Raw genomic sequence first — 16964 nt, 5'->3', positions numbered from 1 at the left:
GGTACGGATATCGCGGAAGCATGTGTGCGGAGGAACTGAATCCGTTGAAGGATGGCAACTGCGTCGCGGTATCGGTAACTTGTCGCCGTGTGAACAGTCCATCTCAGCCGCCGGCGCTGCCCCCGGAACTGCCCGTGACCGACCGCACCCGCCACCGCCGCCTGCGCGCACAGGGCAGCCTGGAGCGCGCCGACCTCGAGGCGATCCTGGACGCCGGTTTCGTCTGCCACCTAGGCGTCGTCGTCGACGGCCACCCGGTGGTCGTGCCCACGGTCTACGGCCGCGACGACACGCACCTCTTCCTGCACGGCTCGGTCGCCAGCCGCAGCCTGGCCGCCGACCCGGGGGCACCGGTCTGCGTCACCGTCACCCACATCGACGGGCTGATCCTGGCCCGGTCGGTGTTCGAGCACGGCGTCAACTACCGCAGCGCGATGATCCACGGCGTCCCGCGCAAGGTGACCGACCCCGACGAGAAACTGCGCGGCCTGCGCCTGCTCACCGAACACGCCACGCCCGGCCAGTGGGACTACGCCCGCCGCCCCAGCCGCAAGGAGCTGGCCGCGACCACGCTGCTCGCGCTCTCCCTGGCCGAGGCCTCCGTCAAGACCGCCGTCGGACCGCCGGAGGACGGGCGGGGACCGGACGCCGCGCTCGACGTCTGGGCGGGCAACCTCCCGCTGACGGCCACCTGGGGCGAGCCCGTCGCCGACCCCCTGCTCCCCGCCGGGATCACGCCACCGCCCCACATCACCGCGCGCGGCGGCACCCGGCAGGGGTGAGAACGAGCGATTGCCTTACGGCAGTTCCGGCGCCTCGCAGCCGTGTGCCCGTGCCGAGCGGCGCGCGAACTCCTTCAGCGCGGCGCGCTCGTACGCCGGATCGGCGGCGGTGGTTCTGGGGGAGCGGCGCCCCGCCCGTTGGCCTCCGTCCGGTTCAGGGCAGTTCCGGCGCCTCGCAGCCGTGTGCGCGTGCCGAGCGGCGTGCGAAGGCCTTCAGCGCGGCGCGCTCGTACGCCAGGTCGGTGGCGGAGGCCCTGGGGGAGCGTCGCCCACCGTCCGTCCCGGGCGTCGCGTCGTCCGGCCGCGCCGTGAACAGTGCCGGGCCGGCGCCGTCGTGGCACACCGCGCTCGCCCAGTGGCCGCCGTCCGCCAGCTTCCCCGCCGGGGCCTCGCCGGGGACGGGGGCATCGGAGTACCCGCCGTAGCGGTCCTGTTGACGCAGGCGTTCCTCGGCCGCGTACGGCCCGTAGTAGGCGACGAGCCGGTGGCGGCGCGCCGGGCCGGCCCCGGCGACGGGCGGCGTGCCGACCCGGCCGGCCGCGAGCACGCACACCTCGACCGGGCTGCCGGCGCCCGCGCCCTCCCACGCCCGGGAGCCCCGCGCGCCCGGCCCCGGGACGCCCCGGCACGAGCCGGAGGCGTCGGCGAGCCGCACGTCCTCGTCGGCGTTCACCGGCAGCGCCACGGTCCGCGGCGACCTGCCGAGCCGGGCGTCGCAGCCCCACTTCCCGGACGCCTTCGCGGCCGTCGCGGTGGCGACGCGCGCGAAGGCGGTGCGACGCCTCGGGTCGTCGAGCGTGGCGTCCTCCTCCTCCACGTCGACGGTGACGAGCAGGCCGCCGCGCCCCCGGGCACAGTCCAGGAACACCGCGGTGGTCGCCGCCCCGCCGCCGGCCAGGCCCGTGCCGCTCTCCCCGGGCCTCTCCCCGGTGGTGAACAGGCCCCGCCAGCCGTGGCCGAGCGCGGCGGGCGGCAGATCGATCGCCAGCTGCGGATACAACGACGCACTGCCACGCGGGAGGCGGTCGGCGCGCTCCGCGGCCGCGCCGCTCCCACGCCGCTCCGGCACCCGCTGCACGGTGACCCCGACCGACGCGTCGTGCGTCGGACGGCCCGCGCCGTGCTCGATGTCGCGGCGGACGGTGCACGTCACCGCGCGCGTGTCGGCCTGTACGCCCCGGTCCTCGGCCACCACGCCCACCCTGCCGGGCCCGCTCGCGAACGGCCCCTCGCCGAGCACGGCCCGCACCTCGTCCGAGGGCAGCACACCCCCGCACGCCTCGTCGAGCACCCGCTGGGCCTCGTGCCGCTCGCGCGGCCCGCCCCACCAGTAGAAGCCGCCCGCGAGCAGGGCCAGGGCGACCAGCGCCCCGCAGGACGTGAGGACCACACGCCCCGCCCTCGTCCCCCACGTCAGTCGTGCCACTGCCGTACCTCTCCCATGATCTCCGTGTCCCGGCACCGGGCGCGCTCCGGCCAGCCGCCGGGCGCCGCCAGATAGCGGTCGAGGACGGCGCGGGCCTGCCGCGACAGCCGCCGCAGCTCCGTCGGCTCCAGCACCGCCCGGCCCTCTTGTGGCCCGTCCGTGAAGCTCAGCCGGGGGGTGACCGTGACCCGGTGGTACGTCGGTCCGGCCGCACAGCGCGACCGGGCCCACAGCGCGAGCAGCGGATCGTCGCCGGACTCGGCGATCGTCACGGGCTTTCCGGCGTCGGAGCGACCGGGCTCCGCGGCGCCCTGCCGCTCGTGGGCGCCGGGCACCTGGGACTCACCGCGGAACCTGTCGTACGCCCCGGCCGCGAGCACCCCCGACCAGCTCTCCGCGCTCGCGGCCTTGATCGCGCGTTCCGCGGGCTGCCCCGCGGTGTCCTCCCACCGCCCGCCGCACGCGCCGGCGCGCCTGCTGAACGCCGGTGCCACGCGGTCGAAGGTCCAGTCGCCCTCGGCGAACCGCAGCGCCTCGGGGGAGAGCCAGGCGCAGAGCTTCGGCGCCTTGGCCGGTGCCGCGTGGGCGGCGGCCTTGAGGGGCGCGCCGCCGCAGCCCTGCCTCTTCGCCACCCAGTCGGCCACCCGCACCGCCGTACGGGCGGCGAGGAGGCGGTCGGCCCTGGGGACGTGGTACTCGTCGGCGGCCGAGGGCAGGTCCACCGTGACGAGCAGGTCGCGCGCCGGACGCATCCGGCCGGTCAGGCCCTTGGGGCAGTCGGCGAGCAGCGACGCCGACACCGTGCTGCCCTTCAGCCGGCCGTCGGTCGACACGGCGCCGAGCGCGCTCTCGGGCAGCGGCAGAGCGAAGCCGGCGTCGAGCGCGGGCGGGGAGGCGCGGGTGAGGACGGCCTCGGCCCGCACCCGCACGCGCGCGTCGGGCTCCCACGCGTCACCCCCGCCGCCCCACGACAGAGTGCAGTCGAGCAGCGCGCGGCTCTCCTCGCGGGAGCGCAGCATCGTGCCGAACTCCTCCCGTACGCCCGGCCCGTCGTCCGGCACGAGGGAGCCCAGCTCCGGCGGGAGCAGGCCCGCACAGGCCCGTGCCAACTGCCGCCGACCGGCCGCGAGCCGGTCCGCGCCGTCCGCGGAGCGCGCCACGGCGACCCACGTCACGCAGGCCACGGCCACCACCAGGGCGGCCAGCGCGGCCACCAGCCACTTCGTGCCGGCCCGCGCCACACGCGGCGCGCCCGTCCCGGGCATGGCGCTCCCCTTTCCCCCGTGTCTCCCCCGCGCACCGCGTCAAGATCACAGGGACGCTATCAATGCCGTCCGGCGCGTCGGCGCGCGGACCCTTGTAGCCGGTGGGGGCATCTGCTTGACTCCGCCCGCCTGAACGCCCCCCTCACACCCCCGGCGGAGGCCGCCATGGAGATCACCCGCAGACAACTGCTGTCCGCCCTGTCGGCCGCCGGACTCCTGGCGGTGGTCCCCGCGGGCCGCGCGGACGCCGCCGCCGTGGCGGAGGGACGCGCCCTGCTGATCGCCAACACGGTGGCCGTCCTCGCGGGGACCGCCGCCTCCAACGCCCGGCCGGAGACGGCGGCGAAGCTCGCCGCCGTCGACCGGACGGCGCGGGCGAACCTCAGGGCGATGGACGGCGCGGGCCAGGGCGAGCTGTTCGCCGGCCTGCCGCTCGGCACCGACGAGACGAACCTCGACACCGCCTTCCGCCGGCTGTACGAGATCGCCCTGGCCACCCGCACGCCCGGCCCGTCCGGGCTGTACGGCGACAGCGCCGTGCAGCGCCGGGTGATCGACGGCCTGGCCTGGCTGCACGAGCGCCACTACGGCGACCAGACCAAGGGCTACTACGGCAACTGGTTCCACTGGGAGATCGGCATCTCCCAGCACATCAGCAGGACCCTGGTGCTGCTCGCCGACGAAGTGCGCGCCCACCGTCCCTCCCTCGTGCGCACCTACGTCGCCTCGATGGACGCCTACCTGCGCAACGGCACCGACGGCGACGTGAACCTCGACTCCCGCTTCCACACCGGCGCCAACCTCGCCGACATCACCACCAACCGCATCCTCCAGGGCGCCCTCCTCGACGAAGGCGGCGAGGCCCGCGTCCGCAAGGCGCTCACCGACCAGCTGACGGTGTTCCTCACCGTCGACCCCTACCGGCCGCGCCACGGGGTGACGGACGGCCACTACGCGGACGGCTCGTTCCTCCAGCACGCCTCCGTCGCCTACACCGGCTCGTACGGCAAAGGCCTGCTCACCCGCGTCGTGCAGACCCTCAAGTTCCTCGACGGCACCGGCTTCGCGCACGGCGGGGAACTGCTGCCGACCGTCCACGGCTGGGTGAAGGACGGCTTCGCCCCGCTGATCTTCGAGGGCTGGATGATGGAGATCGTCAAGGGCCGGGCCGTGGCACGCGCCGACTCCGGATACGCCGACGTGGCGGTGGTCGTGGAGGCCGTCGTCGACCTCGCCTCCCTGGCGGCCCGAGCCGGGACCAGCGCCCTGGAGCGCGCGGCCGACGCGCTGAAGAGCTACGTCAAGCACATCGCGGCCACCTCGCGGGCGCCCCTCGACCCGGCCCGGTTCGTCTCCCCGGTCAGCATCGTGCGCCACGCCGACATCCTCGGCGACCCCGCCGTGCGCCCCGCCGACCTCAACCCCGCCGAACGCAGCGTCGCCTTCAACGCCATGGACCGGACGGTGCACCGCAGGCCCGGCTACGCCTTCGCCCTCGCGCGCAGCTCCGAGCGGATCAGCAAGTACGAGTACATGAACGGCGAGAACCTCATGCCGTGGTTCCAGGGCGACGGTGCCTACTACCTCTACCTCTCCGGCCAGGACCAGACCCAGGCGTACGGCGTCGACCACTACACCACCGTCTCGCCCTACGGCCTCGCCGGCGTCACCGCCCCCGTGGAACAGCGGCGCACGGTACCGGAGTTGTACGGCAAGGCCTTCTACGACAACCCCGGTCACCCGCTGCACTTCACCGCGTCCTCCGAGTCGCAGAACAAGTACGTGTACTTCCCGCGCGGCACGAACGCCCACTCGGGTGGCGCCGTCCTCGGGGCGTACGGCACCGCGAGCATGGTGCAGTCCAGTGACGCGGCCTACCGCGACCGGGCCCTGCTCCCGGACGACTTCGTGGTGTACCGGGGCGCGACGGCGACCAAGTCGTGGTTCCTGCTGGACGACGAGATCGTGGTGCTCGCCGCGGGGGTCGGCGACGGCGGAGGACGGGCCGTGACCACGACCGTCGACGCCCGCACCGCCGCCCCCGACGACCTGACCTCGCTCACCGGCGCGCGCCGTGACGGCCGCGCCTGGTCCGGCCCCGGCACCGCCGACCTGTGGTGGCTGCGGTACGCCAACGCCACCCGGGACACCGCCGTCGGCTATGTCTTCCTCGACACCCCGCCGGTGCGGGTGAGCCTGGACCGGGTCACCCGCAGCCGCCGCCTCGTGCGCACCGCCAACGCCGATACGCAGGTGACCCGTTCCGTCCTCGGCGTGCGCCTCGACACTCCCGCCGGGGCCGGCCCGGCCCGCCTGGCCTACGCCCTCGTGCCGAACGCCACCGAGGACCGGCTGCGCGCCCACACCCGGCACGGCCCGCTCAGGGTCCTCGCCAACTCGACCCGGTCGCAGGCCCTCTCCCACACCGGCCTCGGCCTGACCGCCGTCAACACCTTCACGCCCGGACGGCACGAGGCCGCGGGCGTGCGCGTCGAAGGCCCCGCCTCGGTCATCGTGCGCCGTGAGGCACGTCCTGGGCGGGGCGTCACCGTCGCGGTGTCCGACCCGACGACGGGCCGGGACACGATCACCGTCCTCCTCCGGGGGCGCGGCCTGCGCAAGGTCGCCGCGGACCCGGGCGTGCGGGTGAGCCGGGCCCCCGGCGGCACCCGGATCGACGTCGACACGCACCACGCGTACGGCAGGAGCTTCACGGTCACCCTGCGTGCCTGAACCCCCGTTGGGCGGAGGTCGCGTGCCGCCCGTTCAGTCCTCGGCGGCCCCCGGTGCGGTGATCGCCTGCACCGGGCACGCCCGAACGGCCTCGCGCACCATCGGGTCGCCGCCGCCGTCCTCGCGGCCCGGCAGCACCTGGCTGAAGCCGTCGTCGTCCTGCGTGAAGACGCCCGGCGCGGTGAGCGCGCACATGCCCGCGCCCACGCACCGGTCCGTGTCGATCCGTATCGCCCTGTCCGCCGCGCCCTGTGTCATGGGAGCAACTCCTACCATGTGACCGGGAGTTCGAGCATGCCCTGGACCGTGTCGCCGGGTTTGAAGGGGATGTCCTCGGCGGGTGCGGCGAGACGCAGGCCCGGCAGCCGATCGAAGAGGGAGGACAGGGCGATCTCGATCTCCGCGCGGGCGAGGTTCTGGCCCAGGCACTGGTGGACGCCGAACCCGAAGGCCAGGTGGTGCGGGGTGGCACGGCGCCAGTCCAGCTCCTCCGGTGCCTCGAAGGCCGCGTCGTCGCGGTTGATGAGGGAGGTGGAGAAGACGACGCCGTCACCGGCGCGCAGGGTGTTGCCCGCGATCTCGATGTCCTCCTTCACCACCCGCAGCAGCCCGTCCGCGATGGACAGATAGCGCAGCAACTCCTCGACCACGGCGGGCAGCAGCCGCTCCTCGCGGCCGGGCCCGGCCGTCATCTCGGTGAGCCGCTCGGGATGCCGGAGCAGGGTGAACGTACCGAGGGAGAGCATGTTCGCCGTGGTCTCGTGCCCCGCGACGAGCAGGATCGTGGCGAAGCTGACCAGCTCCTCGGGGGTCACCGTGCCCTGCGCGAGCTGCCGGTGGATCAGCTCGTCCAGGAGGCCGTCACCCGGGTTCGCGCGCTTGTGGTCGATCAACCGGTGGAAGTAGGCGTCGAGTTCGTCCCGGGCCGCCTCGGTGTCCTCGGCCCTCGGGCCGCGCAGCAGCCGCCGTGACCTCTCCTCGAAGAAGTCGTGGTCGGCGTAGGGCACCCCGAGCAGGGCGCAGATCACGATGGACGGCAACGGCAGCGCGAACGCCTCCACCAGCTCGACGGGCGGCCCCTGCGCCTCCATGGCGTCCAGGAGCCGGTCGACGGTCTCCTGGATCGCCGGACGCAGGGCGGCGACGCGCTTGACCGAGAAGCTCGGGATCAGCATCCGGCGCTGGGTGTTGTGCCGGGGATCGTCCACGCCGAGCAGGGCGACGCTGCGGTTGCGGACGCGGGCGAAGCGTTCGGTGGGCGCGGGGAAGTCGGGGTGGGTGCGGTCGGCGGACAGCCGTGGGTCGGCGAGCAGGTCGCGGGCCACCGCGTGCCCGGTCACCGCCCACACCTCGCGGCCGTCGAAGAGGGTGACGCGGGCGAGCGGCCGGGCCTCGCGCAGGGGCGCGTAGGCGGTGGGCGGGTGGTAGGGGCAGGTGCGGTCCTGGGGGAAGTCGATGGGGGCGGTCCGCCGCATCGGTTCGGCCGGTTTCGTCATGGATATACCTCGCAAGCGCGGATGTTCCCGGTACCTGCCCCCAGTGGATGCCTGGGGCATCTATTTCGTACACCACACAACCGGCCAGATCGCCGGGGTCATTGATCTGTCCGGAATTGAGCCCTCCCCGTCCGGGGCTCCGAACGCCCCCGGGACGCGGCCACCGGCCGTGCGAAGATCCACGACGACCGCGCGGCCATCGAAGAGGACGAGGGAAATGTTCGCGACATCGCTGGGTGACGGAGCCGAACTGCGCCCGCTGGAGCCGTGGCGGGCCGAGGAGTTCCTCGCCCACATGGACCGTGGCCGCGACTTCATCGGCCAGTACGTCGGCCTCCCCGACATCACGGCCGACCTGGCGGCCGTGCGCGCCTGGCTCCAGGTCTACGCCGACAAGACCGCCGCCGACTCCGGCCGGCTGTGCGGCATCTGGCTGGACGGGCGCCTCGTCGGCGGCGTCCTCCTGCGGGCCTTCGACGCCGCCGCCGGCACCTGCGAGGCGGGCTGCTGGCTTGAACCGTCCGCCGCGGGGCGCGGCCTGGTCACACGCGCCGTGCGCGTTCTCATCGATTGGGCGTTCGAGGTGCGCGGGATGCACCGGGTGGAGTGGCTGGTGGCCCCCGAGAACCGCCCCAGCGTCAACGTGGCCAAGCGGCTCGGCATGAGCCTGGAAGGCGTCCAGCGGGAGAACGACCTCTACCGGGGCGTCCGGCAGGACACCGAGGTCTGGGCGGTGCTCGCCCCCGAGTGGCGGGCCGCGCGACAGGACCGGGGCGACGGGTCCGGCCCCGGCCGATAGCGGGTCCGGCCCCGACGATTAAATCGTTGGCGCCCCGAGAGGCAGGGGATCTAAGCTGCGTCTCGTTCCTCGGCGGCCGGAGTCCCGGCCGCCGGTATCGGCCCGGCAGAACCAGGAGGTGTGACCGATGGCTGTCGTCGTGACGGGCGTTGCCCACATCAGGAAGTACGTCAACTCCACCTCCGTGGCCACCGGCTGACCAACCGTCATGTCGCCGCGCGTCTGTCGGCGCGCGCGCCGGGGCCACCCCTGTGAAGGGTCACCCCTTGTCTTTCTCCTCTCTGCCGTTCTCCTCCGCGCTGGGTTCCACCCCGTCTTACACGGGTTCGTCCCCCTCTCCCGCAGCTTCCGCCGCCCACCCCCTGGCCCCCTACGGCTGGGACGCGGGCTGGGAGGCCGAGTTCGCGCCCTACGCGGCCCAGGGGCTGCTGCCCGGCCGGGTCGTGCGCGTGGACCGCGGGCAGTGCGACCTCGTCACCGCCGACGGGACCGTGCGCGCCGACACCGAGTTCGTCACGCCCCGCGACCCGCTGAAGGTCATCTGCACCGGTGACTGGGCCGCCGTCGACCCGGACGGCGGCGACCCCCGCTACGTACGCGCGTATCTGCCGCGGCGTACGTCCTTCGTGCGCTCCACCTCGTCCAAGCGGTCCGAGGGACAGATCCTCGCCGCCAACGTCGACCACTCGATCATCGCGGTCCCGCTCTCCGTCGAGCTGGACCTCGGCCGCATCGAGCGGTTCCTCGCCCTCGGCTGGGAGTCGGGCGGGCAGCCGGTCGTCGTGCTCACCAAGGCCGACCTCGTGCCGGACGACGCCACACTCGCCCACCTGGTCGAGGACGTGGAGACCGCCGCCCCCGGCGTACAGGTGCTGACGGTCAGCGCCACGACCGGCACCGGCGTCGACATCCTCGCCGCGGTCGTCTCCGGGGGCACCTCGGTGCTGCTCGGCCAGTCCGGCGCGGGCAAGTCCACGCTGGCCAACGCGCTCGCCGGGGCCGACATCATGGCGGTCCGGGCGATCCGTGACGTCGACGGCAAGGGCCGCCACACCACGACGACCCGCAACCTCCTGCCGCTGCCCGGTGGCGGTGTCCTCATCGACACGCCGGGGCTGCGCGGCGTCGGCCTGTGGGACGCCGAGACGGGCGTCGGGCAGGTCTTCTCCGAGATCGAGGAGCTGGCGGAGAACTGCCGGTTCCACGACTGCGCCCACGGCGCGGAGCCCGGCTGCGCGGTGCTCGCCGCCGTCGCGGACGGCACGCTTCCCGAACGCCGTCTCGACAGCTACCGCAAGCTGATCCGCGAGAACCAGCGCATCGTCGCCAAGACGGACGTCCGGGCCCGCGCGGAGCTGCGCCGCGTGTGGCGGCTGCGGCACGCGGAGGGCCGCGCGGCCCTGGAGGTGAAGCGGGGGCGCCTCCGGTAGTGGCCCGCGGGGCGGGGCCGGGCGGGCTTCGCCGGGGCGGGGGAGTCGCGGCGTGCGTGTCGCGGTTGCTCGCGCCCGGCGGGGCCCGCAAAGGGCGTGCCTGGGGCAGGTCCGGGGGGCCCGGTCGAGGGCCGCCTCGGGCCTGTCGGGACCGTACAGCCTGGCGGGGTCGCCCGGGGACCGCCAGGTCCGCGCGGGGCCGCACGGCCCTGGGCCAACGGCACACGACCCGGAACCGGCTCCCCGGGAGTTCCGTGTCCGAATCCCGCCAGCCTCCCGCGCCGCCAGGTCCCACACTGGGAGGCGTGATCGATGAGGAGACCGGATACGAGGCCGTGCGCAGCCGGGACGCCCGCTTCGACGGCGCGTTCTTCTTCGCCGTCGAGACGACCGGCATCTACTGTCGCCCCAGCTGCCCCGCCATCACCCCCAAACGGCGCAACGTCCGCTTCTACGCCACGGCCGCCGCCGCCCAGACCTCCGGCTTCCGCGCCTGCCGCCGCTGCCGGCCGGACGCCGCCCCGGGCTCCGCCGAGTGGAACGTCCGCGCCGACGTCGTGGGCCGGGCCATGCGCATGATCGGTGACGGCGTCGTCGACCGTGAGGGCGTCCCCGGGCTCGCCGGGCGCCTCGGCTACAGCGCCCGGCAGGTGCAGCGCCAGCTCACCGCCGAGCTGGGCGCGGGCCCCGTCGCGCTGGCCCGCGCGCAGCGGGCGCACACCGCCCGCGTCCTGCTGCAGACCACGGATCTGCCCGTCACGGAGATCGCGTTCGCCGCCGGGTTCGCGAGCGTCCGGCAGTTCAACGACACCATCAAGGCCGTGTACGCGCTCACCCCGACCGCCCTGCGGGCCGCCGCCCCACAGCGCGGCACGGCACGGGCCACCCCCGCCGCCGGCATCCCCCTGCGCCTCGCCCACCGCGGCCCCTACCAGGCGGCACCGGTCTTCGACCTGCTCGCGGACCAAGCGGTCCCCGGCGTCGAGGAAGTCACCGGCGAGCGCGGCACCCGCACCTACCGGCGTACGCTCCGCCTGCCCTACGGGACGGCGATCGTGGCCGTCGAGGAGGCCTTCTCCCGGGTCGCGGGCACGGGTGGCCCGAGCACGCGGGCCGTACACCGCGGCGGCTGGCTCGACGCCCGCCTGCACCTCACCGACCTGCGCGACCTCACCACGGCCGTACAGCGGCTGCGCCGCCTGTTCGACCTGGACGCCGACCCGTACGCCGTGGACGACCGGCTGGCCCGCGACCCCCGCCTCGCCCCGCTCGTCGCCGCCCGGCCCGGGCTGCGCTCCCCGGGCGCGGCCGACCCGGAGGAGTTCGCGGTGCGCGCGCTCGTGGGACGGACCGGCGCCCAGCGGCTCGTGGAGCGCTACGGCAAGACGCTGGACGCCGCGTGCGGACGCCTCACCCACGTCTTCCCCGCCCCCGCCGAACTGGCCGCCGAACCAGGCCCGCTCGGCGCGCTGGCGACGGCGCTCGCGGACGGCGCGCTGCGCCTGGACGCGGGAGCCGACCGGGACGACGCCGAGGCGGCGCTGCTCGCCCTGCCCGGCATCGACACGCGCACCGCCGCCCTCATCAGGATGCGGGCGCTGGGCGACCCCGACGTACCCCTGCCCGGCGAGCCGGAACCGTCCCTCGACGACTGGCGCCCCTGGCGCTCCTACGCCACGCGCCACCTCAGAGCCGCCGGCAGCGCGGCCCCAACCCAAGCGAACCGGTGAGCAGTTCGACCCCCGGCGCGCCCTAACCCCAGAAGACCGCCCCCAGCCACGCCGCGAGGATCAGCAGACAGGCGAAGAGTTCGGTCAGGATGCTCGTGCCGCCCAGCCGCATCGCCGTGCGGGTGGCCGCGGCCGCCTCGCCGTGGCCGCCGAGCCGCAGCCGCTCCCCGGCGTAGATCCCGCCGACGAAGCCCGGGATGGCGCCGAGCACCGGCACCACGCAGAAGCCGAGCAGCGCGCCCGCCCCGGCGAAGACGGCCATCCGGCGCGTGGCGCCGCTCTGGCGCAGCCGGCGGGGCGGCAGTTGCCAGCGCACGGCCTGCGCGGCGAGCAGGACGACGGACGCGCCGACGAGCACGCCCCAGGCGAGGCCGTCGGGGTCCTGCAGCGCCCACCACAGGACCGCGGCCCACACCAGCCACGGCCCCGGCACCCCGGGCACCAGCACTCCGCACAGGCCGAGCAGCATCACCACACCGACCAGCAGGAGTTCCCACGCTCCCATCTGTCCAGCGTGCCGCAGATCCGGCGAAACCGCAGGTCAAATTAGTCCTGCGGAACGCGGACGCGCCGTGACACCCACTCCCGCTCGTACGCGTGCCAGCCCAGCTGGAGCCGCGTCGTCACACCGGTCAGCTCCATCAGCCGCTTCACCCGGCGCTGCACCGTGCGCAGCCCGAGGTCGAGCTGTTTGGCGACGCTCGCGTCCGTCAGGCCCGCGAGGAGCAGCGAGAGGATCTCCAGGTCCGTGCCGTCCGGCCCCTCGGGGGCGTCCTCACTGACCGCGCCCGCGCCCTCGCCCAGACGCAGCGGCAGCGCCTCCCGCCAGACCGCCTCGAAGAGCCCCGTCAGCGCTTCGAGCAGCCCACTGGCGTGCACGACCAGCGCGGCGGGCTCCGCGGTCCGCGAGGTCAGCGGCACCATCGCCAGCGAACCGTCGGCGATCACCAGCTTCGTCGGGACGCGGTCCACGACCCGTACCCGCTCCTTTCGGCCGAGCGCCGCCGACAGCCCGCCGAGCCCCAGCGGTGTGTCCAGGACGGCCCGCTCCACCACCACGCGGTGGCCGACATCCCGGCCCACGGCCTGCTCCTCGGCGCTGCCCCCCATGCCGCCGGCTCCGTCGGAACCGCCGCTGACCAGCGCGCACACCTCCCGACTCGCCCCCAGCCGCAACTGCAGGAAGCGCTGCGAGACGGCGGCCGCGCCGGTGACCACCTCGAGCAGATCGTGGACGCCGGGCTCGACGGCCCGCGCGCGGTACTCCTCCGCGAGCACCTTCGCCGCCAACTCCGCCTTGTCCAGCTCGTGCCGCTGCTGCGTGAGCAGGGCGCCGAGCGCCACACCGGGCGGCGCGGCCACCCAGCGACCCGCCCTGCCGGAGGCCTGCGCGGCCAGGCCGTGGCGCTCCAGGCGGCGCAGCGCCCGTTCCGTCTCCGGTTCGCCGAGGGAGAGTCTGCGCGCGAGGCTCGGCACATCGGCGGCGCCCACCGACACCAGCGCCCGGTACGCCGACTCGTGCGTCTCGTCCAGCCCTATCGCTGCCAGCATGCGGCGTCGTCCCTCCCCGAACTCCGTTCCGACGGCGCCGTGGCGGAAAACAGCCACGGCGCGCATCCGCCGGAGGACATCATCCCCGCACCTCCCCGCCCGATGACAAGGGCCCAGGGAAGGGGGCGGTACGTGGATTGAACCCGGCGCCACTGGGCACGCGGGCCTACAGGCCGGGAGCACCCACCTCCGTCACCCCAGGCCGTGGCCCGCGCCCCTGACGTGCGCGCGCCGAACAGACGCCGCCGGGCGGTCCCCCTGTGGGGGGTGGGTCCGCCCGGCGGCCCCTCCGCCGCCCCGCCGTGGCCAGGATGGCCGGAATTTCCGGATGCACCGTTTTCGGGCGGCCTCCGCGGTGGAAAATAGGGGCATGAGCCAGCAGGGGGAGAGGCGCACCGGTCGCGACGACGACTGGTGGGGGCAGTTGTACGACGACACCACCGAGGACACGGGCCCGACGCCCGCACCGGACAGCCTCGACGACAGGTTCGCCTCCGCGGCGGACACCGTGCAGGAGAGACTCCCTTCGCCACGGGGCCGCGACGACACCCCGCCCGCCCCCGACACGCCCCGCACACCGGTCGTCCCCACTCCTGACACGCCCCGCACCCCGGTCGACCCCGCCCCCGACACGCCCGGCACCCCCGTCGTTCCCGCTCCTGAGACGCCCCGTACCTCCGCCGCCCCCACTCCCGACACGCCACGCACCCCCGTCAGCCCCGCCCCCTGGGAACCCCTCGTCGGCCCCAGCGGACCGGTGACCTTCGGATCGGGGTCGGGGCCGGTGGCAGGACCCGCGCCCGGCCCGCACGGCTCCGAGGAGGCCGCACCGCCCGGCGGACGCCTCCAAGGCGCGGACGGGCCGGGCGCCCCGCGGGACCAGGCCGAGCGCCCCGACCCCGCCGGCCCGGCGCACGTGGGCGACGGACCCCCCACGTACGAGCCCGAGCCCACCGCCCTGCCCGCGGCCGACCCCGACGACCTCGCCGGTCTCGTCGCGGACACCGTGCTCGACGGCGCGCGCCACGGCTCCGCCACCCTGCGCGCCGCCTCCGTGCGCGGCGACTCCGCCCGCTACCGCGGCGACCCCCGCCGCGACTCCCTGCTGACCGCCCGCTTCGGCTCCGGCGACAGCGCCCTGGTGCTGGTCGCGATGGCCACCGGCGCCCGCGCGACCCCGGGGGCGCACCGCGCGGCCGCCGAGGCCTGCGCGTGGATCGGCCGGGCCGTCGGACGCAGCCATCAGCGGCTCGCCGAGGACATCAGGGCCGCCCGGCGCGGCGACCTGAAATCGGGCCTGCACCGCCTGACCGACCGCAGTCTCGGCAAGCTCCGCGCCCGCGCCGCCGACCTCGGCCTCCAGCCGGACGAGTACGCCGCCTCCCTGCGCTGCCTGCTGCTGCCGGCCGACCCCCGGTGCCGTACGCGCGTCTTCTTCGGCGTCGGCGCGGGCGGTCTGTTCCGGCTGCGCGAGGGCGAGTGGCAGGACATCGAGCCGCGTGTCGCCGAAGCCGTCGGGGACGCCGTGGTCGGCTTCGGTTCACCGCCGCCGCGGACCCCCGAGGGCGACCGGCTCACCATGGACCTGGGCATCACCACGCCCCCGAGTCCCTACGAACCGGCCCCCGAGCGGCCTCACGAGCCGTTCCGCTTCCGGGCCTCGGTCGCCCGGCCGGGTGACACGCTCCTGCTGTGCAGCGCAGGCCTCGCCGAACCGCTGCGCGACGAGCCCGCCCTGGCCGAACACCTCACCCGCCGATGGGAGAAGAGCGCCCCGCCGGGGCTCGCCGCCTTCCTGGCCGACGTGCAGGTCAGGGTGAAGGGGTACGCCGACGACCGGACGGCCGCCGCGGTCTGGGAGGCATGACCGCCGTACCTGTGAATTCATGGAGCGAAGGGTTCCCCGTTCCCGGACCAAAGGGTTCAAGGGGGGACCGAGGGGTTACAAGGGGCCCAAAGGGCTCCGAGAGGCCCGCAGGTTCCAAGGGTGAAGAGGTGCGTACCGCATGGCCAAGCAGAACGTCGCCGAGCAGTTCGTCGACATCCTCGTCCGGGCGGGGGTCCAGCGCCTGTACGGCGTCGTCGGCGACAGTCTCAACCCGGTCGTGGACGCCATCCGCCGTACCAAGGAGATCGACTGGGTCCAGGTCCGGCACGAGGAGACCGCCGCCTTCGCGGCCGGCGCGGAGGCCCAGATCACCGGCAGGCTCGCCGCCTGCGCGGGCTCCTGCGGCCCGGGCAACCTCCACCTCATCAACGGCCTGTACGACGCCCACCGCTCCATGGCCCCGGTCCTCGCCCTCGCCTCGCACATCCCCTCCAGCGAGATCGGCCTCGGCTTCTTCCAGGAGACCCACCCCGACCGGCTGTTCCAGGAGTGCAGTCACTACAGCGAGCTGATCTCCAGCCCCCAGCAGATGCCCCGGCTGCTCCAGACCGCCATCCAGAACGCGGTGGGCCGCTCCGGGGTCAGCGTCGTGTCGCTGCCGGGCGACATCGCCTCCGAGCCCGCGCCGGACAAGGCCGCCGAGACGGCCCTGGTGACCTCGCGGCCCACGGTGCGCCCCGGCGACGAGGAGATCGACAAGCTCGCCAAGATGATCGACAAGGCGCGCAAGGTCACCCTCTTCTGCGGCAGCGGCACGGCGGGCGCCCACGCCGAGGTGATGGAGTTCGCCGAGAAGATCAAGTCCCCGGTGGGCCACGCGCTGCGGGGCAAGGAGTGGATCCAGTACGACAATCCGTTCGACGTCGGCATGAGCGGCCTGCTCGGCTACGGCGCGGCCTATGAGGCCACCCATGAATGCGACCTGCTGATCCTGCTCGGCACGGACTTCCCGTACAACGCCTTCCTGCCCGACGACGTCCAGATCGCCCAGGTCGACGTGCGCCCCGAGAACCTCGGCCGCCGCTCGAAGCTCGACCTCGCGGTCTGGGGCGACGTGCGCGAGACCCTGCGCTGCCTCATCCCGCGCGTCGCGGCCAAGTCGAACCGCAAGTTCCTCGACAAGATGCTGAAGAAGCACGCCGACGCCCTCGAAGGCGTCGTCAAGGCGTACACCCGCAAGGTCGACAAGCACGTCCCGATCCACCCCGAGTACGTCGCCTCGGTCCTGGACGAAGTGGCCGCCGACGACGCGGTGTTCACCGTCGACACCGGCATGTGCAACGTCTGGGCGGCCCGCTATCTCACCCCCAACGGCAGGCGCCGCATCATCGGCTCCTTCAGCCACGGCTCGATGGCCAACGCCCTGCCGCAGGCGATCGGCGCCCAGTTCGTGGACCGCAAACGGCAGGTCGTCTCGATGTCCGGCGACGGCGGCTTCTCCATGCTGATGGGCGACTTCCTCACCCTCGTCCAGCACGACCTGCCGGTGAAGGTCGTCCTGTTCAACAACTCGTCCCTGGGCATGGTGGAGCTGGAGATGATGGTCGCGGGACTGCCGAACTACGGCACGGCGAACCACAACCCCGACTTCGCCGCCGTGGCCCGCGCCGCCGGCGCCCACGGCATCCGCGTGGAGAAGCCCAAGCAGCTCGCCGGCGCCCTCAGGGAGGCCTTCGCGCACAACGGTCCGGCACTGGTGGACATCGTCACCGACCCCAACGCCCTCTCCATGCCGCCCAAGATCAGCTCGGACATGGTCACCGGCTTCGCGCTCTCCGCCAGCAAGATCGTGCTGGACGGCGGGGTGGGCCGGATGCTCCAGATGGCCCGCTCGAACCTGCGGAACGTGCCGAGGCCCTGACAC

At 74.4% G+C, this 16964-nt stretch carries 13 protein-coding genes; 7 read left to right on the top strand and 6 right to left on the bottom strand.

Features of this window, described 5'->3' with window-relative positions:
• The first annotated feature begins 89 nt into the window (after positions 1-89).
• Entirely contained in the window at positions 90-782 is a 693-nt protein-coding gene (locus ACZ5GP_RS26800) for a pyridoxamine 5'-phosphate oxidase family protein (RefSeq protein WP_468753240.1), read from the top strand.
• Between the two features lie 154 nt (positions 783-936).
• Here the strand turns inward: ACZ5GP_RS26800 and ACZ5GP_RS26795 are convergent, their stop codons facing one another.
• Both ACZ5GP_RS26795 and ACZ5GP_RS26790 read right to left on the bottom strand, forming a co-directional pair.
• Positions 937-2208 carry a hypothetical protein gene (locus ACZ5GP_RS26795; RefSeq protein WP_468753239.1) on the bottom strand — a complete coding sequence of 424 codons (1272 nt, stop codon included), beginning with the start codon at positions 2206-2208 and terminating at the stop codon, positions 937-939.
• Positions 2196-3473, bottom strand: a complete 1278-nt coding sequence (locus tag ACZ5GP_RS26790; protein WP_468753238.1) for a hypothetical protein — start codon at positions 3471-3473, stop codon at positions 2196-2198. Before ACZ5GP_RS26790 ends, ACZ5GP_RS26795 begins: the two co-directional genes overlap by 13 nt.
• A 165-nt stretch (positions 3474-3638) precedes the next feature.
• Here ACZ5GP_RS26790 and ACZ5GP_RS26785 point away from each other — a divergent pair, with 165 nt between their 5' ends.
• The gene (locus ACZ5GP_RS26785; RefSeq protein ID WP_468753237.1) at positions 3639-6206 is read left to right on the top strand and encodes a polysaccharide lyase family 8 super-sandwich domain-containing protein; all 2568 of its coding nucleotides are present in this window, start codon (positions 3639-3641) and stop codon (positions 6204-6206) included.
• Between the two features lie 33 nt (positions 6207-6239).
• Here the strand turns inward: ACZ5GP_RS26785 and ACZ5GP_RS26780 are convergent, their stop codons facing one another.
• The gene (locus tag ACZ5GP_RS26780; protein WP_468753236.1) at positions 6240-6464 is read right to left on the bottom strand and encodes a ferredoxin; all 225 of its coding nucleotides are present in this window, start codon (positions 6462-6464) and stop codon (positions 6240-6242) included.
• Positions 6465-6475: 11 nt separating this feature from the next.
• On the bottom strand, positions 6476-7702 hold the full coding sequence (locus ACZ5GP_RS26775) for a cytochrome P450 (protein WP_468753235.1): 1227 nt from the start codon (positions 7700-7702) through the stop codon (positions 6476-6478).
• 217 nt (positions 7703-7919) lie between these two features.
• Between ACZ5GP_RS26775 and ACZ5GP_RS26770 the strand changes: the two genes are divergently transcribed.
• The 3 genes from ACZ5GP_RS26770 to ACZ5GP_RS26760 all read left to right on the top strand — a co-directional run bounded on the left by ACZ5GP_RS26770 (position 7920) and on the right by ACZ5GP_RS26760 (position 11661).
• Positions 7920-8501, top strand: a complete 582-nt coding sequence (locus ACZ5GP_RS26770) for a GNAT family N-acetyltransferase (RefSeq protein ID WP_468753234.1) — start codon at positions 7920-7922, stop codon at positions 8499-8501.
• A gap of 299 nt (positions 8502-8800) precedes the next feature.
• Entirely contained in the window at positions 8801-9931 is a 1131-nt protein-coding gene (rsgA, locus tag ACZ5GP_RS26765; RefSeq protein WP_468753425.1) for a ribosome small subunit-dependent GTPase A, read from the top strand.
• A 308-nt stretch (positions 9932-10239) separates the two neighbouring features.
• On the top strand, positions 10240-11661 hold the full coding sequence (locus ACZ5GP_RS26760) for a DNA-3-methyladenine glycosylase 2 family protein (RefSeq protein WP_468753424.1): 1422 nt from the start codon (positions 10240-10242) through the stop codon (positions 11659-11661).
• 22 nt (positions 11662-11683) lie between these two features.
• On the opposite strand, the gene ACZ5GP_RS26755 is transcribed toward ACZ5GP_RS26760, so the two are convergent.
• Together ACZ5GP_RS26755 and ACZ5GP_RS26750 are read right to left on the bottom strand one after the other, a co-directional pair.
• Positions 11684-12166 (bottom strand): DUF456 domain-containing protein, encoded by a 483-nt coding sequence (locus ACZ5GP_RS26755; protein ID WP_468753233.1) that lies wholly within the window; start codon positions 12164-12166, stop codon positions 11684-11686.
• A 41-nt stretch (positions 12167-12207) separates the two neighbouring features.
• A complete protein-coding gene (locus tag ACZ5GP_RS26750; RefSeq protein ID WP_468753232.1) occupies positions 12208-13212 on the bottom strand; it encodes a helix-turn-helix domain-containing protein in 1005 nt (334 codons plus the stop codon).
• A gap of 370 nt (positions 13213-13582) precedes the next feature.
• Between ACZ5GP_RS26750 and ACZ5GP_RS26745 the strand changes: the two genes are divergently transcribed.
• The gene (locus tag ACZ5GP_RS26745; RefSeq protein WP_468753231.1) at positions 13583-15079 is read left to right on the top strand and encodes a protein phosphatase 2C domain-containing protein; all 1497 of its coding nucleotides are present in this window, start codon (positions 13583-13585) and stop codon (positions 15077-15079) included.
• Positions 15080-15218: 139 nt separating this feature from the next.
• Positions 15219-16961, top strand: coding sequence for a pyruvate dehydrogenase (locus ACZ5GP_RS26740; protein ID WP_468753230.1), 1743 nt, complete (start codon positions 15219-15221; stop codon positions 16959-16961).
• Positions 16962-16964 lie beyond the last annotated feature (3 nt).

It is taken from the genome of Streptomyces sp. NPDC031466, from assembly GCF_055581265.1.
Note: the sequence above shows the minus strand (reverse complement) of the source record. Positions and strands in the feature narration are given on the sequence as shown.